Origin of the sequence: Natrialba asiatica DSM 12278, from assembly GCF_000337555.1 — an archaeon.
GTDB classification, from domain to species: domain Archaea; phylum Halobacteriota; class Halobacteria; order Halobacteriales; family Natrialbaceae; genus Natrialba; species Natrialba asiatica.
This window is the reverse complement of the sequence record NZ_AOIO01000033.1, coordinates 17045-40228: the sequence shown is the minus strand read 5'-3', so window position 1 is coordinate 40228 and position 23184 is coordinate 17045. Positions and strand designations below refer to the sequence as shown.

General features: G+C 54.9%; 33 protein-coding genes and 1 tRNA gene. 9 read left to right on the top strand and 25 right to left on the bottom strand.

The genetic code is table 11. The annotated features are described in order from the left end of the window. Positions 1-58: 58 nt before the first annotated feature. Complete coding sequence (locus C481_RS14385) at positions 59-511, top strand: ribbon-helix-helix domain-containing protein (protein WP_006109976.1); 453 nt, start codon at positions 59-61, stop codon at positions 509-511. Between the two features lie 42 nt (positions 512-553). Here the strand turns inward: C481_RS14385 and C481_RS14380 are convergent, their stop codons facing one another. From C481_RS14380 to C481_RS14300, 17 genes are all read right to left on the bottom strand, one after another. Further along, positions 554-1177, bottom strand: a complete 624-nt coding sequence (locus tag C481_RS14380) for a hypothetical protein (protein ID WP_006109975.1) — start codon at positions 1175-1177, stop codon at positions 554-556. A 6-nt stretch (positions 1178-1183) separates the two neighbouring features. Next, positions 1184-1957 (bottom strand): hypothetical protein, encoded by a 774-nt coding sequence (locus C481_RS14375; RefSeq protein WP_206537181.1) that lies wholly within the window; start codon positions 1955-1957, stop codon positions 1184-1186. Positions 1958-1992: 35 nt separating this feature from the next. Continuing rightward, positions 1993-2541, bottom strand: a complete 549-nt coding sequence (locus C481_RS14370; RefSeq protein WP_006109972.1) for a hypothetical protein — start codon at positions 2539-2541, stop codon at positions 1993-1995. Then, the gene (locus tag C481_RS14365; protein WP_006109971.1) at positions 2538-2753 is read right to left on the bottom strand and encodes a hypothetical protein; all 216 of its coding nucleotides are present in this window, start codon (positions 2751-2753) and stop codon (positions 2538-2540) included. Before C481_RS14365 ends, C481_RS14370 begins: the two co-directional genes overlap by 4 nt. Position 2754: 1 nt before the next feature. Next, positions 2755-3447, bottom strand: coding sequence for a phage tail protein (locus tag C481_RS14360; protein ID WP_241434689.1), 693 nt, complete (start codon positions 3445-3447; stop codon positions 2755-2757). Between the two features lie 65 nt (positions 3448-3512). Then, entirely contained in the window at positions 3513-3743 is a 231-nt protein-coding gene (locus tag C481_RS14355) for a hypothetical protein (protein WP_006109969.1), read from the bottom strand. Between the two features lie 6 nt (positions 3744-3749). Beyond that, the gene (locus tag C481_RS14350) at positions 3750-4487 is read right to left on the bottom strand and encodes a hypothetical protein (RefSeq protein WP_006109968.1); all 738 of its coding nucleotides are present in this window, start codon (positions 4485-4487) and stop codon (positions 3750-3752) included. Beyond that, complete coding sequence (locus C481_RS14345) at positions 4487-4978, bottom strand: hypothetical protein (protein WP_006109966.1); 492 nt, start codon at positions 4976-4978, stop codon at positions 4487-4489. The genes C481_RS14350 and C481_RS14345 overlap by 1 nt, the downstream gene beginning before the upstream one ends. After that, positions 4979-5254, bottom strand: coding sequence for a hypothetical protein (locus C481_RS14340; RefSeq protein ID WP_006109965.1), 276 nt, complete (start codon positions 5252-5254; stop codon positions 4979-4981). A 148-nt stretch (positions 5255-5402) separates the two neighbouring features. Further along, on the bottom strand, positions 5403-6566 hold the full coding sequence (locus C481_RS21770; protein WP_206537180.1) for a hypothetical protein: 1164 nt from the start codon (positions 6564-6566) through the stop codon (positions 5403-5405). 568 nt (positions 6567-7134) lie between these two features. Then, positions 7135-7326: a hypothetical protein gene (locus C481_RS22720; protein WP_006109962.1), complete on the bottom strand. Its 192-nt coding sequence runs from the start codon at positions 7324-7326 to the stop codon at positions 7135-7137. 4 nt (positions 7327-7330) lie between these two features. Then, complete coding sequence (locus C481_RS14325; RefSeq protein WP_006109961.1) at positions 7331-8119, bottom strand: ATP-binding protein; 789 nt, start codon at positions 8117-8119, stop codon at positions 7331-7333. Continuing rightward, entirely contained in the window at positions 8116-8703 is a 588-nt protein-coding gene (locus tag C481_RS14320; protein WP_006109960.1) for a hypothetical protein, read from the bottom strand. The genes C481_RS14325 and C481_RS14320 overlap by 4 nt, the downstream gene beginning before the upstream one ends. Beyond that, entirely contained in the window at positions 8700-9227 is a 528-nt protein-coding gene (locus C481_RS14315) for a hypothetical protein (RefSeq protein WP_049904676.1), read from the bottom strand. The genes C481_RS14320 and C481_RS14315 overlap by 4 nt, the downstream gene beginning before the upstream one ends. Further along, on the bottom strand, positions 9211-9849 hold the full coding sequence (locus C481_RS14310; RefSeq protein WP_006109958.1) for a hypothetical protein: 639 nt from the start codon (positions 9847-9849) through the stop codon (positions 9211-9213). Before C481_RS14310 ends, C481_RS14315 begins: the two co-directional genes overlap by 17 nt. Beyond that, complete coding sequence (locus C481_RS22405) at positions 9846-10940, bottom strand: hypothetical protein (protein WP_006109957.1); 1095 nt, start codon at positions 10938-10940, stop codon at positions 9846-9848. Before C481_RS22405 ends, C481_RS14310 begins: the two co-directional genes overlap by 4 nt. Continuing rightward, positions 10940-11263: a hypothetical protein gene (locus C481_RS14300; protein WP_006109956.1), complete on the bottom strand. Its 324-nt coding sequence runs from the start codon at positions 11261-11263 to the stop codon at positions 10940-10942. Before C481_RS14300 ends, C481_RS22405 begins: the two co-directional genes overlap by 1 nt. Positions 11264-11649: 386 nt before the next feature. On the opposite strand from C481_RS14300, the gene C481_RS21760 reads away from it, so the two are divergent. Further along, positions 11650-12285 (top strand): hypothetical protein, encoded by a 636-nt coding sequence (locus C481_RS21760; RefSeq protein ID WP_152422187.1) that lies wholly within the window; start codon positions 11650-11652, stop codon positions 12283-12285. A 71-nt stretch (positions 12286-12356) separates the two neighbouring features. Here the strand turns inward: C481_RS21760 and C481_RS14290 are convergent, their stop codons facing one another. Then, positions 12357-14219: a DUF4365 domain-containing protein gene (locus C481_RS14290; RefSeq protein WP_006109954.1), complete on the bottom strand. Its 1863-nt coding sequence runs from the start codon at positions 14217-14219 to the stop codon at positions 12357-12359. A gap of 224 nt (positions 14220-14443) precedes the next feature. Between C481_RS14290 and C481_RS14285 the strand changes: the two genes are divergently transcribed. Further along, on the top strand, positions 14444-15031 hold the full coding sequence (locus tag C481_RS14285) for a tyrosine-type recombinase/integrase (RefSeq protein ID WP_006109953.1): 588 nt from the start codon (positions 14444-14446) through the stop codon (positions 15029-15031). Positions 15032-15047: 16 nt separating this feature from the next. Here C481_RS14285 and C481_RS21755 read toward each other — a convergent pair whose 3' ends face one another. Together C481_RS21755 and C481_RS14280 are read right to left on the bottom strand one after the other, a co-directional pair. After that, complete coding sequence (locus C481_RS21755; protein ID WP_152422186.1) at positions 15048-15491, bottom strand: hypothetical protein; 444 nt, start codon at positions 15489-15491, stop codon at positions 15048-15050. Positions 15492-15588: 97 nt separating this feature from the next. Next, on the bottom strand, positions 15589-16116 hold the full coding sequence (locus tag C481_RS14280; RefSeq protein WP_006109952.1) for a hypothetical protein: 528 nt from the start codon (positions 16114-16116) through the stop codon (positions 15589-15591). Positions 16117-16408: 292 nt separating this feature from the next. On the opposite strand from C481_RS14280, the gene C481_RS14275 reads away from it, so the two are divergent. Then, positions 16409-17074, top strand: a complete 666-nt coding sequence (locus C481_RS14275; RefSeq protein WP_006109950.1) for a hypothetical protein — start codon at positions 16409-16411, stop codon at positions 17072-17074. Between the two features lie 3 nt (positions 17075-17077). On the opposite strand, the gene C481_RS21750 is transcribed toward C481_RS14275, so the two are convergent. The 4 genes from C481_RS21750 to C481_RS14260 all read right to left on the bottom strand — a co-directional run bounded on the left by C481_RS21750 (position 17078) and on the right by C481_RS14260 (position 19935). Continuing rightward, the gene (locus C481_RS21750) at positions 17078-18373 is read right to left on the bottom strand and encodes a hypothetical protein (protein ID WP_152422185.1); all 1296 of its coding nucleotides are present in this window, start codon (positions 18371-18373) and stop codon (positions 17078-17080) included. A gap of 381 nt (positions 18374-18754) precedes the next feature. Beyond that, the gene (locus C481_RS14270; protein ID WP_006109949.1) at positions 18755-19264 is read right to left on the bottom strand and encodes a type II toxin-antitoxin system antitoxin SocA domain-containing protein; all 510 of its coding nucleotides are present in this window, start codon (positions 19262-19264) and stop codon (positions 18755-18757) included. Between the two features lie 60 nt (positions 19265-19324). Beyond that, positions 19325-19477: a hypothetical protein gene (locus C481_RS22715; RefSeq protein ID WP_006109948.1), complete on the bottom strand. Its 153-nt coding sequence runs from the start codon at positions 19475-19477 to the stop codon at positions 19325-19327. Positions 19478-19623: 146 nt separating this feature from the next. Next, positions 19624-19935, bottom strand: a complete 312-nt coding sequence (locus C481_RS14260; RefSeq protein ID WP_006109947.1) for a helix-turn-helix domain-containing protein — start codon at positions 19933-19935, stop codon at positions 19624-19626. A gap of 433 nt (positions 19936-20368) precedes the next feature. On the opposite strand from C481_RS14260, the gene C481_RS22710 reads away from it, so the two are divergent. Genes C481_RS22710 through C481_RS14235 form a run of 5 tightly spaced genes read left to right on the top strand, consistent with a single transcriptional unit; the run spans position 20369 to position 22836 of the window. Further along, positions 20369-20521, top strand: coding sequence for a hypothetical protein (locus tag C481_RS22710; protein WP_241434687.1), 153 nt, complete (start codon positions 20369-20371; stop codon positions 20519-20521). Continuing rightward, positions 20518-20988: a helix-turn-helix transcriptional regulator gene (locus C481_RS14250; protein ID WP_006109946.1), complete on the top strand. Its 471-nt coding sequence runs from the start codon at positions 20518-20520 to the stop codon at positions 20986-20988. Before C481_RS22710 ends, C481_RS14250 begins: the two co-directional genes overlap by 4 nt. Then, positions 20985-21230: a DUF7389 domain-containing protein gene (locus C481_RS14245; RefSeq protein ID WP_006109945.1), complete on the top strand. Its 246-nt coding sequence runs from the start codon at positions 20985-20987 to the stop codon at positions 21228-21230. Before C481_RS14250 ends, C481_RS14245 begins: the two co-directional genes overlap by 4 nt. Next, positions 21227-21832, top strand: coding sequence for a J domain-containing protein (locus tag C481_RS14240; protein ID WP_006109944.1), 606 nt, complete (start codon positions 21227-21229; stop codon positions 21830-21832). The genes C481_RS14245 and C481_RS14240 overlap by 4 nt, the downstream gene beginning before the upstream one ends. Next, positions 21829-22836 (top strand): tyrosine-type recombinase/integrase, encoded by a 1008-nt coding sequence (locus C481_RS14235; RefSeq protein WP_006109943.1) that lies wholly within the window; start codon positions 21829-21831, stop codon positions 22834-22836. Before C481_RS14240 ends, C481_RS14235 begins: the two co-directional genes overlap by 4 nt. 114 nt (positions 22837-22950) lie before the next feature. Here the strand turns inward: C481_RS14235 and C481_RS14230 are convergent. Then, positions 22951-23022 (bottom strand) — tRNA-Ala (locus C481_RS14230). Positions 23023-23184 lie beyond the last annotated feature (162 nt).

Sequence of the window (23184 nt, the reverse complement as noted above, 5' to 3'; positions counted from 1 at the left end):
CGACGCCGTCTGCGTATTCACGGGATATGCAAATCGGGGTGAGCCACTGATGGCTCGGATGGATCACGACCCCTCGAGCCGCGTCTCCTTTGGCTGTCCCGACAACCTGCTCGAGACGCTCGACGAGATCGCCGAGCGGGAGGACAAGAATCGGAGTGAGAAGCTTCGCGAGTTGGTCCAGAAGGAGGTCGAGGCGAAAGGAGATCTGGACGAACCTCAGCCGGTCCTTCCCGACGACGAACGGCTCGCTGAAGCGTACCGCATGCTCCACGAGCGAGCGTCGGCTCGCCACAAGAGCAAGCGCCGCGTCAAACTCGAGACTGCGAAGAACAAGCTCTACGACAACACCACGCCGAAGAGCGCCGTCCTCGACGAGATTATCAAGCCCCTCGAGAGTGAGGGATACGTCTCAGTCTGGGCGGGGAACCAACACGTCTGGGTGATCGTCCCGCCGATGCGTTACACCGACGGTGAAGACATCGTCGACGCGGGAGAGAAGGCAGTCGCCTAAGCGGTCTCTTTTCTTCACTTCCCGATCGCACTTTCGTCGATATCAGCGAAGCGGACCGCCCATGTTGACGCCGTTGCCGGCGTACATGCCCTTGATTTCCGTGGGGTCAAGGACGATCACCGCCTCGTCGTCTTGCGGACCGACGACGTTCTTGACCCCCTCATACCACATATATCCGACATCGTCGCCTCGCGGGGCGAGCCCCCGAAACTCGGTATAGGTGGTCGAAAGCATCGGTAGCTGACCGACACCGTTCTCGTCGATGCTCGTCGACGATGGGAACGGTGTAAGCACGAGCAGTTGCTCGAGATCCTCGAGCGGTTCGCCGTCTGGATCGACAACGACGACGGTAACGCCTCGAAAGTCTCCGGGGACGAGGACTGCATTGCTCGTCGTCGGATCATCGATGCTATCGCTACTTCGGGTGAGGACTGGTTTCCTGGCGTTAGTGAGCGTCTGGCGTCCGGAGTCGTTCCCGGATCGGACTGCCGAGGGTCGGCCGGCGTTGGTAAGTGTTTCGCGTCCAGCGTTGCTCCCGGCTCGGGCTGCCGATGGTCGGCCGGCGTTTGTGGGTGTCGTCCTCGAGGCCGATGCCGTCCGAGTGACGGTTCCGGTGCTTGCTGAGGACGAGATCGTCGTCGCGGTACTGGTTTCGTAGCTGGCCATTTTGAGTTAGTCCATGCGGATCCCGACCGGGGAGGGCAGCCCTTCCTTGAAGATGGTGAACTTGTCGGCTCCGCCGTCGGTCACCGTGTCGAGGTGAGCCGAGCGGTCACCAGAGTCGTCCTGAATCCAGAGGTCGTGTTCGCCGATGAGGGCGTCCTCGTACTTCGCTCCGCCCTGAAGCGTCGTCTCGACCATCGGGTAGTTGTCGTTGTTGCCGTCGGCGTTCACTTCGCCCTTTCCGTGGTACGTTCCAGAGCTTGCGCCGCCCTCGAACGTCGCCGAGAATTGCGTGATCCTGTCGCCGTACTCGTCCTCCTTGTGGCCGACCACGAGGGCGGTGTACTTCGACTCACGAACCTGTGCGGTCGTGTAGTCCCACAGGCGCGTGAGTTCCGAAAACCCCATCGCCATCGCCTCGTCCAGACCGTCGCCCTCCTCTCGCGTGGCGACGAAAGCGAAGCCCTTCCCATCCACGTATTCGATCCACCAGCGAACCTGCGAGTCCATGCTCGCCGACTGGTAGTTGTCGCCGTTCACTGGGAAGCACGACCACGAGTTGCTGTACTGGTCGCTCCACGAGGAATTCTCGGTGTCCCACTCGAGACCGTGAGAAAGTTCGAGCTCCTGATCACTTACGATAGCGAGCCGGACATACGAACCGGTCGGCGTCTCAAATACTGCCCAGTCGCTGCTACTGAACGCGTCCGTTCCGGCGGTACTCTCCTCCGTGAGCGTCCAGTTCGCCATGCTCGCGATCTTGTCTCGAATCTGTGCGACCATCTCGCCATACGTCGAATTGATTGGTCCGTCGAACGTCATTTGTACGCTTTGACCTTGACCGTCGTGTCGTTCGTCTCGCTACTCTGTTTGCTAATCCATGCGGCTGATGCCCCGAGACCGCCTTCTGGTCCCGCGTGATAGGGTGACCCAGAGGGCTCCAACGGAATCTTTCGATAATCGCCCTCCGACCGGAATGCGACGTAAATCGGTTCGTCGAATTCCGACCGGAATGCGACGTAAATCGGTTCGTCGAATTCCGACCGGAATGCGACGTAAATCGGTTCGTCGAATCCCCAGACGGTGACCGAGGTTGCTGGGTATCCCCATTTGAGACGATTCTCTTCAGTCGACGTTACCGGAAGCGGCTCTTCGGTCACGAAATACGCCGCCTCTTGGGTGTCCTCCGACTCGGGGTTGAGTGCCTCAACCGCGTTCTCCCCGCGCTGCTCGAGCAACAGCGCGAGCAGGAGTCGCTCCGTGTCGTTCTCGACGATGTCCTCGGTCCACGACGAGGCGTCGATCCCGTAGTCGGCGAGAACCTGCTCGATCGGGCTGTTCGGTCCGATCGTCGATGATCCGATCACGGTGCATCCTCCTCCTGCTCGCCGCCGTCAGTCGCGACGGTCTTGACATCACGTCGGAGATCGCGCACAGCGTCCGTGTGCTCTTGGATCGCCTCGAGCCAACTCTCCCGTTCGTCTTGGCGCTCGTTGCGTTCTTCCCGGTAGAGTCGCCACATGAGTCCGAACGCAACGGCGGGGAACCCGAACTGGTTGAGCACGGTGATGGGCTCCATCTTAGATCAGCCCTCCGGCGAAGTCGGTTGCGCCGTCGACGAGATCGCCCCCAGCGTCGGCCGCGCCGTTGACGATGTCGCCACCGACATCAGTTGCACCGTCGACCGCGTCGCCGCCGGCGTCGGCTGCTCCGTCAGCTGCGTCGCCGCCAGCGCCGAGCATCCCGCCGAAGAGATCACCGCCGGTGTCGACGGCATCTCCGAACGTATCACTGATTCCGTCCGCGACATCGGTCGTGCCATCCCAGGTATCGCCCAGAACATCGCCGCCGAAGTCGCTCACGCCGTCTGCGAGGTCGGTCGCGCCGCCCCAGACATCGCCGACCGCGCCGCCGATTCCACCGGCCGCATCGGTTGAGCCGCCCCAGATATCACCGATTGCACCGCCGACACCGGCCGCCGCATCGCCGGCTCCGCCGGCCGCGTTGGTCGTTCCGCCGACGATGTTACCGATCGCATCGCCGATACCGTCCGCTGCTTGCCCGGGGCCGCGCGTCATCTGCATGACGCGCCAGACGATGAACGCGAGGGCGAGCGCCCCAACGACCATCGCGATGTTGAAACCGCGGCTGTTCTGGGCTGCTTCGCTCACGTTATCCGAGACGTTGCTCACTGCCTCGGCAGCGGGCTCGGCGACATCGCTGGCTTGGTCCGCTGCCTCGCCAGCGGCCATCGCCGCTGCAGGTCCCGCCATCGGTCAGCTCACCTCTCTGCCGTTACTGTCGGGGGGACTCATCGCGAGCCCCTTCGTGTGTCCATTCATGATCGAATCGTGACGAAGACCAGCAGCACTGCCTGCAGCGCGAGCAGGCCGATCATGATGTCGTCCTGCGTCCACTGCGTCCCGTAGACGAGCCGTGCCGTCGGACTCTCCGGTGGCTGCTGGGATTGGTTCGCCGGCCTCGAGGTTGCGGTCGCTTCGGACGACATGGTCGTCGTGGTGACCGCTATCTCTCCGGGTTCGGTACCGTCTGAAAGACCGCCCTGCACGGGGGATCACCCCCGGACTCCGATCATGTCCTGCTTGACCGCCGCTCCTAGCCCGTCGATGCGGGCCTCGGTCTGGAACCGCGGCAGCGACAGCAGGGCGTTGCGCGCTCGAGGCGTCCCGTTGGCTCGCTCGGGAGCCTCGAACGCGACTTTGTACGGCGCGTCGACGACGACCTGCAGCCGGAACTTTCGCGGCAGGTACGGCTGCAGCGGCGTTCGATCGAACCCGAACCGGATCTCCTGTTGGGCCTGATCGCGAGTGTGCAGGATCGCCGTCTGTGCCTCCTTGAGCGTCTGATTGACCTTACCGCCCGCTCCCGGTGCGGTCTTCCGAATCTCGACCGCCGCCGGATCGCGCGGGACGTAGAAGACGTCGAGGTCAGTCTCCGTCCCGCTTGAGGTGTAGTCGAAGGAGTTGGCGTCATAGTCGACGCTGTCTGGTTTGACGATCGCGCCGTCTTCGTAGAGGACGAACGACTCGGTCGTCGGACACTCGATCAGGTTGTGATCGAGTTCGAACGTCTCCTGATCGTCTGCCGTCCCGTTGGTCGTTCGATGTTCGTGAGCCGGGAGGACGACTCGGAGTTCGCTGTCTGGATCGTCGCGGAGCTGGAGTGGCCGGCCGAGCTGGATTTCGGCGACGACGCTCGCCTCGCCGGGAGTTGCGGCTTGAGTCTCGAACTCGCGGAGGGAGACGCTGCCGGGAACCCAGCTTGCCGACTTGAGCTTGTGTTTGATCGCCATTACTCGAGGTCCACCTCCGCCAGCGCCGCCTCCTCGAAGTAGATCTCACTCTGGGCGTGGTCGATCGGCTCGGAGGAATCGACGAGGATGTACGCTTCGTCGATGTCCCGTACCTCGAGCTTCTCGCCCTTGAGCTGGTGCTTGACGGCGTCAACCTTGCGGTCGTCCTGCTGGTCCGAGACGGAGTTTTTGATGTAGCTCGCGATCGTCGACTTCGGATCGGAGACGACCTGAATGCTCTCGTCAGTCGGTGCTTGGTAGCCGAGTGCGACGCGGGTGTCCGCCGGTAGCGGGTTGCCGTCGGTGTCGCGAAGCTTTGCGTAGATCGGCAGCCCGACCTTGTTCCCCATGTCGACGGCGTTGCGGATGAGAACGCCGACGCCATCCTTGGGGTTGATCGAGAGGACCGGCGTCAGCTGATCGGTGACGTTCGTTTCCGTCTCGACGTACTTGCTCGAGTCGCCGAGGGCGGCGTAGAGCGAGAGGCTCATTTAGGCCAGCACCTCGTTGATCATGCCTTGGGCGTTGAAGCGCTCGGCAGCCTCGCGGATGACGAATGCGCCCGAGCCGAGGGTGAACGCACGCTTGTTGACGACCATCTCGCCGAGGGCCATCCCGCCGATGCCGAAGATTTCCGATGGAAGCATCGTGCCGGTTGCCGTGTCGACGAGGTACGGGGTGAGGTAGCCGCCCGCGACCATGCCGACATCCATCCACACGTCGCTGTCAGTCAGAGCCTGCGTGGCCTGATCGAAATTCATCGCCATGCGACTCCAACCAATCGGCCGAATTCGGATATAAGAGCGCGTTAGGGGCGCCGTCAGCAGGAGCAGATAGCAGAGTTACGCGGCAGTCCGCGGCGATTTGCTATCCTAATTAGGATCGATTCTAGCCAATAGAACTGGTTGATTTAATTTATATATTTTCGTAAGTGGTCTTGTATTCGTTTTCCCCGATCTCCGCCATGGCATTAACCTTAACTAACTCCTCACATACATCTGCAATCTCTTGTACATCTATCTGTGAGTGGATTTCCTGCAATAATTTCTCTGGAGTGAATGAACTACGGAAGAACCTGCTGGCTCGCACAACGTCCTTCACTAACGAATCTTTCTGCGGAACTTTGTTTGCAATATCTTTGTTCCGAGGTTCAAGCGCATCATTAATTCGGTCTATCTCTTTTACAACCAATTCACGATATTTATAAGTAGAGTATCCATTCCCATATTCGTCTATTTTGTCGAGGAATGTAACTAATGTGACTACTGTCCATTCTGCTTCATCCATTATTGATACTTCATCCGCTACCGCAACAATTTCTTTTGACTTCGCTTCCTCCATAGCGAACTTTTCGCCAATTAGTCCCATTGATAGCAGATCGCGTTTCGGATTACTACTTGGTATACGAAGTCGAGCTTCTATTATTAAACGTATGCCGTGGGTAATTACCCTGCCTGGTCTGTAATCCCCCTGGCTAATTGATTCAAGTGCAAAATTCATGCAATCACTCCCAAAATTGTGCTTTGTCGCCCCGTTAACTCTGGTGTGTGGGGAATCGATATCCTTCGCAACAATTCTAGCGACTGAACTATATTCAGATGCAATTGTGCGCCGTTGACTTTGATCACATTCAGTAACATAGTCATTAGTTATGCTTCCGAATAGCCGAAAGAATACTTCCGGTACATCTCGGTCTGCCTTATACCATGAAACAATAGATTCGCGGAGAAGCGAAATGACTTCCATCGTAATAATATGGTTATCGTGTTTGAGGGCATGCCGAAATATGTCTTCAAGAGGCCCATAGAGATACCAGCAAACCAGCTGCGAATCGCTATGTGACGTTTTGAACCCACGATATCGATATCTCTGTATTATTATTGGTTCGATTCTGTCAATATATTCGTTAAGTACACGCTTTGCAGTTCCAGTATCCTCCTCCGTAATACTGGACCGAACAATGTCCGATACAGTGTCTACCGGGTCATTTTCAGTGGTTTGTGAATAAGTAACCTCCTTAAAGATCGTGTCGCTGTTCTGATTAGAATTCTCGTGGAACTTCTCTCGCTCTTCCTGCACGATCCCCTCTACTCGATTGAGGTAGCTATCGTCAATTTGTTCTATCGACTTTATGAGAACCTCACTCGGCGTTAGTGATTGGAGCAGCCACAATATAAATGGGAAGATGCTCAGAATGGCAGCAACAGTGAACGATACGAATAAGGGAAAGAGAATTGTGTTAAAATCAGAAGATGATAGAAGTAGTATTCCTACGAAAATAGCCAATAGATGCGGCGAAAAATGAAGGCCAAATGGCCTTATTTGGAGTACAGAAGAGTCAACTCGGTGCGAATACCGCGTCGAAGCGAGTTGAATCCCCATCGTAGTAACAGTTAGACTGATTGTAAATAGCGTGATGACTCCTACAACTAGTGAATTAACTACTGACGACCGTGCTTCTGCATTTGACGTACAATTTGCGATAATAGCGATGGTGATAGAGATTATTATGATTGCTATCCAAAGACGGAATATAAGAGGATAGTCCTCTGCTTTAGACCGAGATTCTTCTAGGAAAGCGGATATCCCATTTTTAAACCGGTTAACGGACAAAGTCACATTGAGATGTTAATAGAGATGGATCATACTATTTTCGACGGCAATTGAGTAGTTTAGTAGAATTGGCACGGTCAGTTTCGGTATCTTGCTCAAACTCGGCCATTAAGACCCCGACAACATCGGTTCGCGAGAGTTCGTGACCGCGGCGGTCCTCGAGGTGATTCTGAATCCGTTCGAACTGGTCGGCCTTGCTCCCGCGGAGCGTGACATCGGTGCGCATCTGATTAGTCGTCGAAGGGGTGTTTGATCCGGACGCGATCACTTCCGTAGTGGGTACTCTCGAGCGTCCATTCGCGTGAATCGATGCGTCTGAGGGTAGTGTCATCCGAGTAGATCCACTCGGAGCCGATCGTGTTGCCCGTGTCGTCGCTGAACCGGCGAAGCGTCAGCGATTCGCCGTCGACGAGTAACTCGTCGGGGAGCGTCCGCGGGCAGGTTTCGGCATCGGCCTTGTGGACATCAGCGGGGTACTCGACGATCCCACGGACCTTGTCGAGATCGTTCCCGGAGCCGAAGCCGCCGAGCATCGACGCCTGACACTGCGAGGCGATATCTTCATCGAGCTTCGCGAAGCGCTGGGTGACCCAAGCGACGCCCATTCCGTCGCCGTGCCAGGTCGTCGCGAGCGTGTCAAACTCGTCGGGGTAACCGTCCCGCTGGGGAGCGAGACGGTGCGCCTCGTCCAGTCCCAGGAACGTGCGTTCCTCGAGCTGGGCGAGCGCGGCGATGGCGGTCGCGATCGCCTCGCGCCAGGCGTCGTCGGTCATGCCGTCGCGGGCGAGTTGGAGGCTGCCGTTGTCCTCGAAGATCCGTCGCCACTCGGCCCGCGAGAGCTCGTCAGTTCCCGGTCGGAGCGGGAGCCGTTGCAGGAGCCCTGACTCGACGAGGCCGGTGTACTCGTCCTTGTAGTCGACGAGTACCGTCCGGTCGTACTCCGGCGCGTTGCGTTCCGTGTACGCCTGTAGACCGTACGATTTCCCCCAGTTCGTTCGGGCACCGAACGCGAGGTTCATCGATCCTCCGAGTCGACGGCGTCGGTTACGTCGCGGATCCCCTGTTCGGCCATCTCGAGGCCGCCGGCGAGGGCTTCCTCGAGGACGGCTTGCTGTCGCTCGTTGGGCCACTCGACGACGGCCTCGCGGAACGTCTCGAGGTCGTCAACATCGAAGCGGGTACGGACGTGGGCGGTCGCGAGTTCGTCGACGCCGCCCTCGACGCCTTGCTCGCGGTAGCGGTCGGCCCACGTCTCTTTGGTCGTCTGCCACTCCTCGTCGGAGAGATCGGCGTACTGAGCGGCTTCCTCGGCGTTGTCGATGTCGATCGCTTCCTCGACGTACCACGAGGGGAGCGAATCGTCAATCATCGCGAGCGCCATCGAGCGAATCTGCTCGACGCGGTCGTCGACCGACGGCAGTCCCTCGAGGGGTTCGATGTTGTCATCGTCGACGGCTTCCTGCAGATCGGCGACGGCCTCCATGATCCGCCGCTCGCGGTGAGCGACGATCGAGAGGAAGGCTTCGGCCTGCTTGCTCTGGAAGAACTTGGTCGCGAGGGCCTTCCGCGGGTCGCCGCCGGTCGCGATCTCGCGGAGGTTCATGCCTCCACCTCCGCAGTGGCTCCGCTCATGGAGTCGATCGCCCCGTCGAGCATCTCCGTGTCCTCGACGAGAACCATCACGGCGAACAGCGAGGTCATCGCCACGAGTCCCTGACCGGGCCCGAGTTCCGAGCTGCCGCTCAGGTTCTCCCGGTACCACTGGTCCATGTACTCGTCGAGGTCGAGTTCCTTCGCGAGGTCAGCGTACTCGTCGATCACCGCCGAGCGGTCGTCGACGCCCGACCCCATCCGGTCTTGGCTGATCGCCGCGCCGGCTCCGAGGGCCCGGCAGTAGACGTGACCGACCGTCTTCCGGTCGCCCGTACTGGTACTGTCGTCGGTGCCGTCCTGCTCCTCTGCCGGGTCGTCGACGTCTACCTCTTTGTCGGGGTCCTCGGCGTCGGCTTCCGCAACCTGCTCGGCTATCTCCGGATCGATGTCCGCGTAGGCTTCTTCCTCGAGGGACTCCTCGGGCTCGGGTTCGTCCTCGCGGTCGCCGTCTCGGTCGTCAGTCAACGAGACCACCCCCGGCCTCGCGGTCGATGCCGTTGCCGCTCGAGTCGTCCTCGTTGGGCGTCGGGTCGGCCGAGTCGGCGTCGATCATGTTCGACCGGCGACGACGCCACAAGAGGATCAGGAGCGCCACGGCGACGGCCGCCCCGATCAGGACGGCAGTGGTCCGGAGACTCGGTCCACCGATCGAGGCGCTGCTCGAGGCCCCTTGAGCGGCCCCTTTTTGCTGGTCGTTTCCCTGCTCGTCTGGGTCCCACGGGTCGGTGCTGTCTGCGGGTTTCACTTGCTCGTCTCCTTGGTCGTCGTTGCTCTCGTCAGTCGAGTCGCTGCTCGAGGGGCTGGGTTCGTCCCCTTCGTTGCTGCTTTCTGCCTGCTCGTCTGGCTGGTCGTTGCTGCTCTCGGTCCCTTCGGGTTGCTGGTCGTCGCTGCTCTCGACCCCCTCGCCGTCTGTGCCTTCGCTGCTGGTCGGGGCCCCTTCCCAGGCCCCTTCGTCCCTTGCTCGCTGGTGGTCGTCGCCGCTCATCGCGTTGATGTGGCTCCTGACCGCCTCCCTCGAGGCGAAAGGAGGTTGCTCGTCGTCCCATTCATCGTCGTGTTTGTCGCACCCCTCGACGGGGCAGAAGTAGCCTGTCATGAGTCGCTCTCGAAGTCTTCGAGTGCTTTCGTGTCGCTTCTCCTGGCTCCGAACTGGCCGAGTCCCTCGCGTTCGTCGACGTCATCACCGTCACTCTGTCGGAGGTAGCCGTCTTGCTGAGTTGCGCGGAACTCCCTCGAGGGTCCGTCGGATCCTTCGTCGGGTTCGTTCACCGCGTGGTCGAACAGCGTCTCGTCCGTCTCGTCCTCGAGGTGGCGATCATCTGCGAGCGGTTGGTCGTCAGATTCGTCGTCGGTGTCGAGTTCATCACTGATCTCCGCCGTTGGATCCCACCGAAGGGGCCGCTGCAGTCGCTCGAGTTCGGTGAACGCCTCAATTTCGTCCTGACCGTGCGCTCGGCGGATGCCATTGATGGCCTTCGCGGCGGCGATCGCGTGGTTGACCGAATCGCCGGCTTCTGCGAGGGCTGCCTCAAGCGTGTCGGTCGCGTTGTGGTAGCCTTGCCAGGCCCGCCGTATCGTACCGAGCCACTTCCCGGTGATTTCGTCGGACGGAACTTCATCATCGAAATTGGAGAGGAGCGTCTGTACCTCCGATTCGTCGAATCCACATTCGTCAGTGAGGAACTCGCAGGCGGCATCGTCGCCGTCCTCACAGTGGGTCGCCGCGTTACCGCATTGATCGCCTGCAGCTCGCGTCTCGGCGAGTTGCTCGTCGACATCCGATTCGGAATCGAGGCGATCACCGCGCTCGTCTCGAGTGGCCCGCTTGGCAACGTCGCGGTGTTCGTCGACGGTGAGCGACGGATCGAGGAAGGCAAGCCAGTCGTCGACGCCTTCGTCGCGCATCACCGCTTTGACCGAGCGGGCCCACGGGACGTTCGCCCGTCCCTTCGACCAGTCGATCGACTCGATTTCGTGATCCTCGAGGGGGAGCTGGCCTGAGCCGTCCCGGTCGGCCTGGCTATCGGACGCTTCGATCGTTGCCGTCTCGAGGACGTAGTTGGGCGCGTCCGAGGAGATCGCGACGGTCTTGAGTCGGCGATCGTCGTCGGCACAGAGGTGGTCGGCGTACTCGTCGCGGAACTGGTCGGCCGCCGCTTTCGATCCGAACTCAATCCGTTCGGTCATCAGTAGGCTCCGGTGATGTAGCGGGCAAGTCGGCAGTTCTTCAGCGTCCGCGAGTGTCCGTCGTAACCGCCCTCTGGGTTGGTCTGTTGGAGCGACGAACGCTCGAGAACATCCTCGAGATCGGGAGTGACGTGCCACGACTTCTGCCCCGTCGGAGTATCAACCCAGACGAGGGGCCACTCGTCGTGCCAGTACCAGCCGGCGCTGTTCGGGCCCCACGTGAGCCGGATCGCACTCGCGAAGGCGATCGCGAGCAGATTCCGGTCGTGGTAGACCTCGTCGATAGGCTCCCCGTCAGTCGGTGGCGGGTTGTCTGCACCCATGCTCAGATGGAACTCTCGAGCGAGTGATAGCGGTCAGGAATATCATAGTCTCGTACTGGTGAGACCAATGTTTAAACAGATTCAGGACCAGTTGAAAACGTAGTCATGCCGATCCATCAGTTGGTACAAGTTGGTCGTACGTCGGGCGGTGTTGTGCTCCCGAAGAGCGAGCTTCGGGCGCTTGGATTGGTCGATGAAGAGGGCAACGTGAAAGATCAGCCAGTGCGGGTGACCCAGAAGGATACCGGGACGTGGGAGGTGTCTGTAATCGACCCAGATGATTATCCGAAACCTGTGATATCGTGATCGGAGATTAAAACCGACATCAGATAACGAAGGACTGGCAAACAAGAATATATAAAGTCGTCTCTATCTCCAATTTAGTTATGTCAAAAGAGGTTTCACAGACGCTACCTCAGCGAATACAGAGCCACCAACTGTACGGTTCAGTGACGGCATTCTTATTGGGTATAATGAGCATTCTTTTTCTCACCTTACTCGGTGGTGCTGTTGGTCAATCAACCGATCTGATAGATATCTCTGGCGAACTTATTACCTCGATCCGGATGTCATCAATCGGACTCGGAACAGGCTACTACTTAGGATCGTCACTAAAACAACATCAATCTGGTCTGAGCTGGTATCTATTTGGTGTATTCTCCACTTTAGCTGTGATGTCTATTCTGACCGTTGAATCCACGATATTCAACCAGTTCCCTTCGTATACTTTACTTGTATGTGGAGGGGTTCTTACGACACTTGCACACCTAACCCCTCTTGTCGCCGAAAACGATGACTATAGGGCCCTTCTGAAGTATCTCTCTGGATATCTTTCAACAAGTGTTGTTGTCATCCTCGCAGCCTCAGAGTACCTTTTAACATTCACTTCTTTGATTTGGGATTGGTACTCCTCACAAGATATGATGAACCAGGTATTTGTCCTTCTTCTCATCGCTTTCTTTGCTTTTCTCATCTACGAAAGCCGAAAAAGCATAAACAACTCTAGTGTCTCTGAACGCTGAATAACACCATTTAACATTGTGATACGGTTAAACAGACGATTGTGGAGAAGCAATTAACGACAGAAGCTCTGCTATTCACTTACTTCCTGTGTGAAATGCTCCTCCTCGTATTCTTCCAAAAACTTCGAAAAATTCTCAAACTCAATTTGATCCTCATACCAGCCAAATGTACACGTCCAATCGTCACTTCGAGGTGAATGATACTTGCAGTCTTCACAGTACGCACTCTTGAACTCGGAGAACATTGATTCTAAATCAGTTCCGGATATGTGTCCGCCGTGCCCGCACCACATTACCTTCTCTCCAAGTGTGTGGACACCCGTTGCTTTGCCTAATTGATTAGTTGTGTAGTATCGCATCCTCAAATGCTCACAGTATCGAAAGTACTCTGTTGGATCAGCATCTTCAATTCCTTGTCTTAACGCCCTATCATACGCGTTCGCGGGATCCTCTACGTTATGGCCTAACTGTTCTACCAGTGTCTTCATCATGTCCTGGCGCTCACCCATCTCTAAGTCACGGTCATCCTCTGCAGCATCTGGATTGGAGAATTCTGCGTACGGATCTGGCTCGTTTTCGATTTTCTCAACAAGGTCCCGGCTCAAGGGTATCAGACGCTGATCCTCTAACATCTCGGCCAACTCAACGCATTTCTCAGCGTGAACAAGTGCTGTATCTGGATTACAAGTATGATGCCGATAGAGTGCCAGGCTCTTGTGTAGATTGTAGGCTTCCTCTCGTTCCGGTAGGAAGTCTAATATTTGCTCAGCTTGCTCTACGAACGGGTGCTCTCGTTCAGAAAGCGTGTCACGGTCAACTCTTCGCAGAGCTACGGACCCCATTAATTGACGAGAGATGAAGTCGATAATATCAGACAAACAGGTCGCATACTCGAAAAACAAGCCCTCATCAAGCAATGCAGCTAGTGCATTGTTCAGTTCAGTAGACACCTCAAGCTTCTTTTCCAGCAGTTCCCTCTCCTCTATAGAAAGCGATGCAAGTACGTCATCACCACTGTATGTTGCCTCTTCCTGGATAGAAGCCATGATAGCGATATCTCGTTGCTTATCCAGTAACAAGTAGAGCTTCGCTATTTCACGTTGCACACGGAGGTATTGTTCATCTCCAATCATCTCCAATTCCTCAGCCAGCTCGATCCCATGACCACTTAGTTTCAGAACTTGCCGCGCACTCTCTGGCTCCATGGGGTCTATGAAGAACATTCTAGCGAGAATAGATTTCACTTTACCCTCATCGTCTTTCGGTGCTTGAAGAACTTCTTCAATTATTTTGCGGGCCTCGCTTTCCTCTCCTTGTTTCATCAACTTTTTTGACTTCAGAAGGGAATGGCCCTTGTAGTTCATAATATCGGACTCTATCTGCTCGTCCATTTCACGAAAATCATTAACATTAATTGCGACACCTTCTCCAATATCGAGCCCTCGATTTTGGCGCCGTAAGATTCGTTTCTGTACGTCTTCGACAGTACGGTTTAGGATATCAAGATCTTCAAAAGTATAGTCTTTATCGACTTTCATCCGAAATGTTGTTTGTCGTCTCCAGTCTGGTTTTTTACGTTCTAACTTGTCCCAGACATATTCTTGGATCGCACACCAGTAAAATGTGTCTGCTTCTTCATCGTATAGTGCGAGAATAACGGGAATGTTCTGCCTGATATAGAACTTTAGGTCAGAAGTCCGTATGTCGAATTTAGCCTTATCACCTTCGAAGCTATTAGAGGCTTTTAGTTGGATGTAGAAGTTCTGAGCAGTTACCTCTTGAACATCTTCTGTATCTTCTTCTGTCAGTGCCACTTCGAGATCGAGGCCGAAGTCATTCTCCAACTCGTTAACAACGAATGGGCTTAGGAGAACCTGAGCTTTTCCACGAGAGAGATCTTCAAGCCGTTGATTATCGCTCCGGTTTTTGGCCATTACCAGGTATTATCATACGGCAGTAATAAGATTTCCGTCGTATGAAATCGTCCTGGTGGTACTGTAACTTCTTGACTGATGGATATACAGCCGTAGTTACTGCGAGCGCGGTGTCCGAGAATACTGGTAGAGTCGGACAGAATCGACCCGATCTCCCCCTCGAGCACCACCGAAAAAACTAGATTCCCGGCGGTTCTTGTCCGGGATGCAGGCATCCCGGACGCATGAATCTGCAACAGCACGAGAACCGCGACGACATGAAGGTCTGGCTCAGCCAGAACGAAGTGGAACAGTTGCTCGAGGCTGCCGACGATACCCAGCAGCGGATCGCGTTCGCACTCGGAGCGCGGTGCGGACTCCGCTCACACGAGGTCCTCGATGTTGCACCGGAGGACGTCGTCGACACCGACGCTGGAACGATGCTCCGCGTCTGGCACGGGAAAGGTGACAAGTTCCGAGAGACTCCGGTCCCGCGCGATCTCGCGACGACCATCCGAACGGTCGACGACGTGCGCGACGCACCGACCAGCTCGTCGCTCGTCGAGATCACGAGTACGCGCTCACTCCGGCGGTGGGTTCGATCGTCTGCCGACCAACTGTACGACGAGACGGGAGACGCCGGCTGGGATCACCTCGGGTTCCACGATCTCCGTCGGACCTGGGCGACTGCACTCGCCTCAGACGATGTCGATCCGCTCTTGGTCTGTGACTGGGGTGGGTGGAACGACCTCGAGACCTTCCTCGAACACTATCGAGGTAGCTATAGCCCTGAGGCTCAGCAGCGAGAACGCAAAAAAGTAAGGTGGTTATGAGTGTCAGTGGGCTAACTCAGATAGAGCCGTATGCTTCTGTGTGGACGATAGAATTACATTCAGGACAAAGCCAATCCATATATTGAAGCTGTGGACCCTCTCGTTCTTGAGATAGCCAATTAGGATTGTCATCTGGAGTATAATTACAGTTTTCACAACTGATTTTCCCCAGCTTTTCTCCTATATCCGCTATTTCAACAAACGCTAATGTAGTCAACACTCCAGCCGTATCCTGTTTGTCATATGTCTCTGTAGTAACAACCGTCTTTTCAATAGAAAATGGTCCATCATACGCACTCGCGACCGATGCTGCAATCGCCATTTCTGAAACGTGGTCAGATCCACTCAATTGTTCTCTTACTGCATCAGGGTCTACTCCGGCAGAATACTTACCTGGACCGTCTCCTGGTTGTACTGCTACTAACCGACCTGTCTCTCTTTCCCAAGATACGCTGACCATGTGGTGAGAAAGGCGCAGCTAGTATTCTATCTTGGGGTTAGTCATCAAAAAATGATCGCAGACGAGCCTATTACTTTCGAAGGGCTCTGAGTCTACGCTAGAGTAGCTCTTCCTGGACTAACTCGAGCCCCTCTGTGGTAAGGCGGTAACGGTTCGGGTTTGAGGCGATCCGAAGAACGTTACTTCCCACTGTTCCATTCACGCGATTGCACACGAACCCCCATTCTGGGAGACGGTCCTCTGGAATGTTGATAGTGACGCCATGACGATCTGCGATTTGCGCTACCAACTGCGCGATCTCGTTGGGTGTAACAGCGGTGACTTGGTCGCCTTCGTCTTCGTCTGCGCCAGTGTCGATAATGAAACGATTCGTACCGCCTTGTTCGGTCTTGTGGAGATAACCGTCCTCCTCGGCGATCTTGTTGAGGAGGCCAGTTGTGGTTTGGAGAGTATCCTCCTCTTCGTCGTCGTCCTCTTCGATGAGGTGGCCCATGTCGTTGTAGTACATGTGGGCATTGAGCTGACTGCGAGCGAACTCTGTCCGCTCGAAGTCTGCCGCAATGACTTTGATGATCTCCGTCCGTTTCTCCGTGAGTTCGTCAGTCTGAGTGAGTGTACCTGTCATGTTCTCGCTCCTGCCCGATCACGACAACATTCAAGACCCACCTCACCTAAGGACAGGTGAAGGCAGCAGTCAACACTGTTGCCTGTCGGGCGAACTTCTGATCGACCCGGCATCCACCGGATGTCTGGCAGGACTTTCCTGGATGCAAACGGGTCAACCCGACCAACCTTCTTCGACCGACTCATCTTCCACTTAGACGATAGTACTCCCCCATAAAAACTCTTTCGCCGCATCACCGACGGCATAGCCCGAAAAAACTAACAAGGACCGGATTCGTAGTTGGAAACAGACTATGACACCGGGACTAACAGAGGACTTTGATTTAGACCGAGATAGAGGGATTTTGACACCAGCTGATCGAGATTTCCTAAGAGGCGAAAAAGAATATTCTAGTGAACAGTCTGAAAGGGATGCTCGTTATCGAATTCGACAGCGGCTTATGGATTCTATTCTCGATTTTAATATATTAGTTAATAATATGGATGAGAAAGATCGAGAGCAAATATTTGAGAGTAACTTTTCTAAGTCAGAGAAGCCACCAAATGACGAGATAACTGAAGATGACCTCCAAGAACTAGTTAAGAAAACGATGTTCATAAACGGTATCTCATCTGCTATTGGTTTTTTCTATCTTGGAGTTACTGATACTGGCTCTCCATTTGACGAGGTATTAGAATCAGGAATCGAGATTGGAGAAGAACAACGTGGATATGTAGTTGAAGATGTTAACGTTAGCTATGATGTTTCTAGAAAAAAGACAGATATAAAGAAATTAGTTCAGAAACTAGAAACAGGAGATCCGTTAGAACCCGACGAATTACGTGCTATTGTTCGATCAGGTGATTCTGATTTGAATCCAGAACTACTAGACAATCTCTTTTCCCGTTTGACCGATGATATCTCCTCAGAGATGGAGAAAGGTGAGATAGATCTACATTTGAACTCAGACGAGGAATGAAAATCAGTTTCCGGTCTTTCCGATCTCTAGTAATCCTTCAGAAAGTCGATTTGAATTAATATCTGATTCGGATATGTAGTGGTTTATTGACAATCGCCACTTTCTGAGATGGTTAGCATTGGCAGCTGTATCTGATTCGTTCAACGGTTCTCTGTAACGGTTATCAGACTCCTCAATTTCATCCAAAAGTTGATCAAGTCCTGTATTAAGGATCTTTTCGCTATGGAGGCGGCGAGAGGCGATATAGTGCCTCTGAAGAATCTGGTACTCATCACCTATTGCAAATAGATCGTCCCACTCATGGATCTCTATCTCACAAACATGGCAGTCACAGGTTCTCTCATCAAATTCACTTCCCATTTCAACTGCTTCAGGTATATTCAAAAACTCTTTCACTGGATTAAAATAATATCTCTTTAGACCTTCTCCACCACTTCCACCGGAGCTTTCTGTTTTCTCTTTCTTTGACTCTTGATGGAAAGTTCCAAATCCGACTCCTCTGAGGCCAAAAAAGGCCAAAAGATGCGAGAAATACCCTCCATAGAACATATGTGGCTCCACGCCGCAATTACTTATACGCTGAATTAGATTTATCGTGTTTACGTACTCTCTTGTTGTTGTATTTGGTTTATCTAAATCTTCTATCCAAACAAAGACTTCTTGTATATCAGAATCGTCCACTAAACTAGTCAGACCGCGTTTGAAGTCCTCATTTTTCACTAAGTCTTTCTCAAAGAATAGACATGGTTTAATCGGTGCATCTAGATAGTCCGTAGCATATTTTATGGTCCTTTGATTTGAGGCGATGTCGGCCTGGCTTTTCATTTTCACGTACCAGGGGATTATTGCTCGAGGTACCAATTCAACTGTATCTATACCATATCTACTCAGGTTCTCTTGTTCGGGTGCGTCCTCTAAGAAATTGAGTTGGAAGTCACAGGATTGTTTAACCACTTTCTTTTGCTCCTGAGAAGTTAGATCTCTAAAACGTATATTCCCCTCCTCAGATAAGATATCTTTCACGAGGGGATCATAATAATCTAGAAGACTCTGATTCCATTCAGAAATATCTCCCGTATCTTTTCTAAAATCATCTCCCTTACGATAACGAGGGAGTTGTGGATTGATATAGTATTCCGTTCCATGGTTGTTCTTTAATCGATTCAAAAAGCCGGATAGATTCTCATATCGAGCTGCAACGAAATGTGCAGGGATAATAAGAGAATCATACATTGCAACCGACTTGTCTATAGCCGGCCGCTCTCCTTCATGAAGATAGTGTACGCTGTTTTCGATCATCGTTAAGTACTTTCTCTATGACCCTCTTTCTCGCGTGTTGACTAGGGGTATTTCGCCTAGGTAATGATAAGCATTCAGTATTTTCGGCGATAGATAGTAACCCAACTGAAGAGTCGTCTATACGCTCTATTAGATTCTCAGTCACATTTTCTTCCCAAACAGATAGATATGAGTAATCAGTATAGAGTAGGTTACGCTCTGCTTGACGAATTCCACGAGAAAAATCTCTAGTTTTAAGCTCTATTGCATAGGTATCATCACCGTCATATCCTAGGATGTCAACTGGGATTGAGTATAGGGAAGCCTCAGTAACAAAATCGATTCCCTCTTCATAGAGGTAGTGACTGACGATGCCAACCTGGTACTTTTCTGGCCAATACATTAACCGAGAATCTTTTCCTTAATTTCTGATTCAGTTGTATATTCCGGATACTGTTTATAGACGTATTCGAGAAGTTCTTGAAGAGATAGATCCGTGTACTGGTCGATGACTTCCTCAAACTCTACCTGTAAGTCGTCATCAAGTGCCGCGTTTACCCCATTCATGATTTTCTCACCCTTTTCTGTTACTACGAATCTCTTTCCAGCATATGGGTCACTTGGATCCGTCTCGTCTCGTATGAAATCCACCTCTTCTTCAGGATCGATGGCCTCAATAGCGCCAATTGATAAAAGAAATTCTAATTCATCAAACACGCGTTCTGAAAATGGGCCGTATTTATACGCAGTAAATTCGAACTCGAGATCCGGATAGCGCTCTTTGAATTCCGTCTCCTCTTGAAGAAGAAAAATCAGTTTCTGCAACTCAGTTTTACCTTCAACTTCGTCGGCGTAATGGAATAGTAAGAAAGCTAAATCCTTTTTGTTGTTTATTTGATCTATTTTAGGCATCGTGACGTTACTCAGGTTATCGTTCTTGCTTCCTATAAACTGTTGTCTCTTAGTATCTATTCACTTGGATCCGTTGTACAATTGCTGAATCGACGGTTCCGGTCGATTCTCGGCATCAAGATCACCATCGAGGTATCCCTGTCCTTCGCAGGTGATTTCGTACATGTTGCTATCCTCGAAGATCGGAGCGACTAGTCCGACCTGAGAAAGCATTAGACATCGCTCTTCGACCCGCCCACGTGACGCAGTGAGTTTGACAGCTTGAGACATATGCCGTGGTGTCGACCACGAATCCTCCGAGAGATGCTCGAGAATCCGTTCATCAAGCGTACACATCCAGCAGGCGGGCTTTCGGCTCATTAGGGTTGGGTGGTTCCACTGGCGCTCGGTCCATCTCTCGAGTCGCCGCCGTTGAGGTAGGTCTCGTTTTCGGCGTCGTACTCCTCATCGAGGTATGCTTCGCCCCGCTCGGTGATCGTGTAGACTCCGTTTCCGAGAGGGGTGAGAAGACCATGTTTTGCAAGCTTCTTGCATCTCCGGGATACTGATGATTGAGAGATTCTGATCCCATCCCGATCAGTGAGATCTCCTACTCGTCCTGCATCCTCGTCTCGAATGATCTCCAGAATACGGTCATCCCATATAGTCATCCATGTCCCAGATTGTCTCATTGTGATCCAAAACGGTATCTGTGACCCTAATGGTCCGGAATATACTGTTAAGAACAGACTTAGGCACCTATAGCTAACCGTTGCATTTATGCAAGATTAGACTAACAGTGGCTGTACGGAGCTACCAACTCGGCTGAAGATGACTCTTGTTGGTATGTGAGACCGGGCGGCGGTGCAACGCCGCCCAGAAGGTAGCTCCGTCGATCAGAGTATGAACTCCGGAACTTCAGTGGGGCATACACCCCACGCACGGCAAGAGGCATCGCCAGCCAAAAGGTCTAACGCTCGCTGCGCCTGCGGGGCTCGAGCGGAGTGCTACGACGCTCGATTCGACGAACCAGCCTGCCGATCGTGCGCGACGATCCATGCTGACGGCGGCCCCACTACGGGCTCACCTGAGGAACGACGTCAAGCCGACACGCTCGAGACGATCGTGAGCGAGCTGCGGTACCAGAACGCTGTTCTCACCGAGGTTATCGCCACCCTCGACGCGATCCACGGCGAGGGAATGCGCTCGGCGACGGCGATCAACACGGCAATCGACGATCACCTGGCCACTCGAAACGAGCAGGGGGTGAGCCGATGAACGCCCGCAGTCCCTACACCTGCGATACGCCGGGCTGCACCAACTGGAAGGAAGTCTTCACGCCTGACGGCTACGTCTGTGAGGACTGCGCGGGCGAACTCGCCGAAGACTACGACGCCGAGCCCGAGCTGGTCGCCGACGGCGGCATCGCGTGGGGCGATCTCTCCGGCTTCCAGCGCGACATCCTCGAGACGATCGCTGGCCTCGAGTCGGCCGGGATGGATCCCTACGGGCTCGCGATCGAGGAAAATCTCGAGGAGTATTACGGCGACGTACCCCACAGCCGGCTGTACCAGAACCTCAACGGTCTGATCGAGGACGGGCTTGTCGAACGGAGCGAACTCGACGGCCGGACGAACAGCTACACGCTGACGCCCGACGCCGAGACGCTGCTCGAGGAGAGTGTTCGCCGACGTGCCGAGGCTTGTGAGATCCAGATTCCTGCGACCGACGGTGGCAACCGATGAGCGAGGACGACGCGATCTCGATCACGACCGAGCTCACTCGCGGGACATCGACCGACGATCGCGACAAGATCCGTGCCGAGGTGAGCGCCGAGTCCGTCGATGAACTCGACGCCAAACTCGAGCGCGTCCGCCGGCAGCTTGAGGACTGGGCCGACGAGGTCCGGAACATCCAGCCGGAGAACTCTCGAGGCCGCCGCCAACTCACCGATGATCAGTCTGAACTCGGGGAGGTAGAGGCATGAGCGACAGCCTCCAATGGCCAGACTCGTTCCCTCGAACCTCATCGGCGGATCGTACATCGTATCCGGGCGGCTTTCGGGTCACTCGCTCAGAAGCCTTCCAGAACGTCCTCGACGAACTGGCGACGTGGGACGGGATAACTGACGTTCGACTCGAGAGTGGTGCTGAGCATCAAACTCAGAATCCGAACAAACCGTACGCGAACGCGAGCGTCGAGGATCCGGGTGTCGTCGCCTACTTCACCAAAGACAGCGAGCAGATGGCCGCTGCCTGCGATCGGTGGGACAACCTTCGGGACAACGCGCAGGACCTCTATCACTTCCTGCACGAGACGCGGATGCAGGAACAGCGAGGGACCGTTACGGCTGAAAGCGAATATCAGAAGCTCCGTCTCCCCAGTGCTGACGAGACCGAGGATGAAACGGCGCAGTCGCCCTACGAAATCCTCGGTGTTACGGAGGATGCCAGCTCCGACAAAATCCGCGAAGCGTACCGGGAACGGGTGAAAGAGACGCATCCGGATACGGGCGGAGACGAGGACGAGTTCAAGCAGGTGAACGTTGCCTACCGGGCTATTACCGCGCCCGAAGGTGGTGAACGATGAGCGACGACCTCGAGCCAATCTCGCCTCGCGAGGCGGTCGACCTCTACGTCTCACACCGCGAACTCGAGATCAGCGCGAAGACGCTGCAGAACCACAAGTACCGTCTGAATGCCTTCGTCGAGTGGTGCAACGAGGTTGGAATCGACAACCTCAACGATCTCACCGGCCGGGATCTCCACCGCTACCGGGTGTGGCGACAGCAGGACGTGAACATCGTTACGCTTCGCGGGCAGCTCGCGACGTTGCGCGTCTTCCTCGAGTTCTGCGCCTCGATCGACGCCGTCGAACCGGGGATGCGCGAGCGAGTGAAGCTTCCGGACGTCGACCGCGGTGATGAAGCGCGCGACGAGATGCTTGATGCCGATCGCGCCCACAAGATAATCGGCTACCTCGAGCGGTACAAGCGCGCGAGCCGCGAGCACGTGATCATGGCGATCCTCTGGCACACGGGGATCCGCCTCGGGAGTCTTCGAGCAGTCGACCTCGAGGACTACGAGCCCGAGGACCAGTGCTTCTGGCTCCGCCACCGACCAGATACTGATACGCCGCTCAAGAATCAGGAGCCGGCCGAGCGGGCGATCGCGCTCGACGACTACTACTGCGATGTCCTCGACGAGTATATCCGCTTCCACCGGCACGATGTCGTGGACGACCACGGCCGCGAGCCGCTGGTAACGAGCGATCAGGGCCGGCTGAGTTCCGGCCAGATCCGGTCTGAAGTGTACCGACTCACACAGCCCTGCATGATCGAGGGGTGTCCCCACGACCGCGATCCGAACGACTGCGAAGCCACGGAGTACGGGCACTACTACGACTGCCCGAGCAGTCTCTCGCCGCACACTATCCGGCGCGGCGCGATCACGTACCAGCTCCGCGAGGACATCCCCGAGAAAATCGTCAGCGACCGCTGTGACGTTTCCTCGGAAGTTCTCGATCGCCACTACGACCGCCGTACAGACCGTGAGAAGATGGAACAGCGACGCGACTTCATCGAAGACCTATAACAGGAACATGACTCTCAAGCAAGCCGCTGTCAACACTGTCGTATCGATAGCCGTCAGAACACCCTTAGGGAACGGAATTCGGGAAGTAGAAGGCCTGAAACGCCAAATTTCGAGTGGACTCGCCGGGATTTGAACCCGGGGCCTCTCCCATGCCAAGGGAGTGATCTACCCCTGATCTACGAGCCCTCGTTCGCAGTACTTGCTTTCCCACGGGAATAGATAAACCCCTCGAAATCGTCGGGGTGGCCCTGTCGTTGCCTCACACGCCGACTCTATTCGTTTCTCCGACGAGTTCAGCGGCCGCGCCGATTCCGTTCGATCCCCCGCCCGCTCGTGGAACGCTGTTTG

Excerpts from the sequence above, each read along its gene's own strand:
- C481_RS21755 (WP_152422186.1), bottom strand. The coding sequence starts at position 15,491 with ATGGTCAGCGTATCTTGGGAAAGAGAGACAGGTCGGTTAGTAGCAGTA.
- C481_RS14310 (WP_006109958.1), bottom strand. The coding sequence starts at position 9,849 with ATGACAGGCTACTTCTGCCCCGTCGAGGGGTGCGACAAACACGACGAT.
- C481_RS14340 (WP_006109965.1), bottom strand. The coding sequence starts at position 5,254 with ATGGCGATGAATTTCGATCAGGCCACGCAGGCTCTGACTGACAGCGAC.
- C481_RS14250 (WP_006109946.1), top strand. The coding sequence starts at position 20,518 with ATGAACGCCCGCAGTCCCTACACCTGCGATACGCCGGGCTGCACCAAC.
- C481_RS14290 (WP_006109954.1), bottom strand. The coding sequence starts at position 14,219 with ATGGCCAAAAACCGGAGCGATAATCAACGGCTTGAAGATCTCTCTCGT.
- C481_RS14280 (WP_006109952.1), bottom strand. The coding sequence starts at position 16,116 with ATGACAGGTACACTCACTCAGACTGACGAACTCACGGAGAAACGGACG.
- C481_RS14380 (WP_006109975.1), bottom strand. The coding sequence starts at position 1,177 with ATGGCCAGCTACGAAACCAGTACCGCGACGACGATCTCGTCCTCAGCA.
- C481_RS14260 (WP_006109947.1), bottom strand. The coding sequence starts at position 19,935 with ATGAGACAATCTGGGACATGGATGACTATATGGGATGACCGTATTCTG.
- C481_RS22405 (WP_006109957.1), bottom strand. The coding sequence starts at position 10,940 with ATGACCGAACGGATTGAGTTCGGATCGAAAGCGGCGGCCGACCAGTTC.
- C481_RS14270 (WP_006109949.1), bottom strand. The coding sequence starts at position 19,264 with ATGCCTAAAATAGATCAAATAAACAACAAAAAGGATTTAGCTTTCTTA.
- C481_RS14375 (WP_206537181.1), bottom strand. The coding sequence starts at position 1,957 with ATGGTCGCACAGATTCGAGACAAGATCGCGAGCATGGCGAACTGGACG.
- C481_RS14235 (WP_006109943.1), top strand. The coding sequence starts at position 21,829 with ATGAGCGACGACCTCGAGCCAATCTCGCCTCGCGAGGCGGTCGACCTC.
- C481_RS14285 (WP_006109953.1), top strand. The coding sequence starts at position 14,444 with ATGAATCTGCAACAGCACGAGAACCGCGACGACATGAAGGTCTGGCTC.
- C481_RS22715 (WP_006109948.1), bottom strand. The coding sequence starts at position 19,477 with ATGCTTTCTCAGGTCGGACTAGTCGCTCCGATCTTCGAGGATAGCAAC.
- C481_RS14275 (WP_006109950.1), top strand. The coding sequence starts at position 16,409 with ATGACACCGGGACTAACAGAGGACTTTGATTTAGACCGAGATAGAGGG.
- C481_RS14350 (WP_006109968.1), bottom strand. The coding sequence starts at position 4,487 with ATGGCGATCAAACACAAGCTCAAGTCGGCAAGCTGGGTTCCCGGCAGC.
- C481_RS14240 (WP_006109944.1), top strand. The coding sequence starts at position 21,227 with ATGAGCGACAGCCTCCAATGGCCAGACTCGTTCCCTCGAACCTCATCG.
- C481_RS14365 (WP_006109971.1), bottom strand. The coding sequence starts at position 2,753 with ATGGAGCCCATCACCGTGCTCAACCAGTTCGGGTTCCCCGCCGTTGCG.
- C481_RS21750 (WP_152422185.1), bottom strand. The coding sequence starts at position 18,373 with ATGATCGAAAACAGCGTACACTATCTTCATGAAGGAGAGCGGCCGGCT.
- C481_RS21760 (WP_152422187.1), top strand. The coding sequence starts at position 11,650 with ATGTCAAAAGAGGTTTCACAGACGCTACCTCAGCGAATACAGAGCCAC.
- C481_RS14385 (WP_006109976.1), top strand. The coding sequence starts at position 59 with ATGGATCACGACCCCTCGAGCCGCGTCTCCTTTGGCTGTCCCGACAAC.
- C481_RS14245 (WP_006109945.1), top strand. The coding sequence starts at position 20,985 with ATGAGCGAGGACGACGCGATCTCGATCACGACCGAGCTCACTCGCGGG.
- C481_RS14320 (WP_006109960.1), bottom strand. The coding sequence starts at position 8,703 with ATGAACCTCCGCGAGATCGCGACCGGCGGCGACCCGCGGAAGGCCCTC.
- C481_RS14360 (WP_241434689.1), bottom strand. The coding sequence starts at position 3,447 with ATGGCGGGACCTGCAGCGGCGATGGCCGCTGGCGAGGCAGCGGACCAA.
- C481_RS14325 (WP_006109961.1), bottom strand. The coding sequence starts at position 8,119 with ATGAACCTCGCGTTCGGTGCCCGAACGAACTGGGGGAAATCGTACGGT.
- C481_RS14300 (WP_006109956.1), bottom strand. The coding sequence starts at position 11,263 with ATGGGTGCAGACAACCCGCCACCGACTGACGGGGAGCCTATCGACGAG.
- C481_RS22720 (WP_006109962.1), bottom strand. The coding sequence starts at position 7,326 with ATGCGCACCGATGTCACGCTCCGCGGGAGCAAGGCCGACCAGTTCGAA.
- C481_RS14345 (WP_006109966.1), bottom strand. The coding sequence starts at position 4,978 with ATGAGCCTCTCGCTCTACGCCGCCCTCGGCGACTCGAGCAAGTACGTC.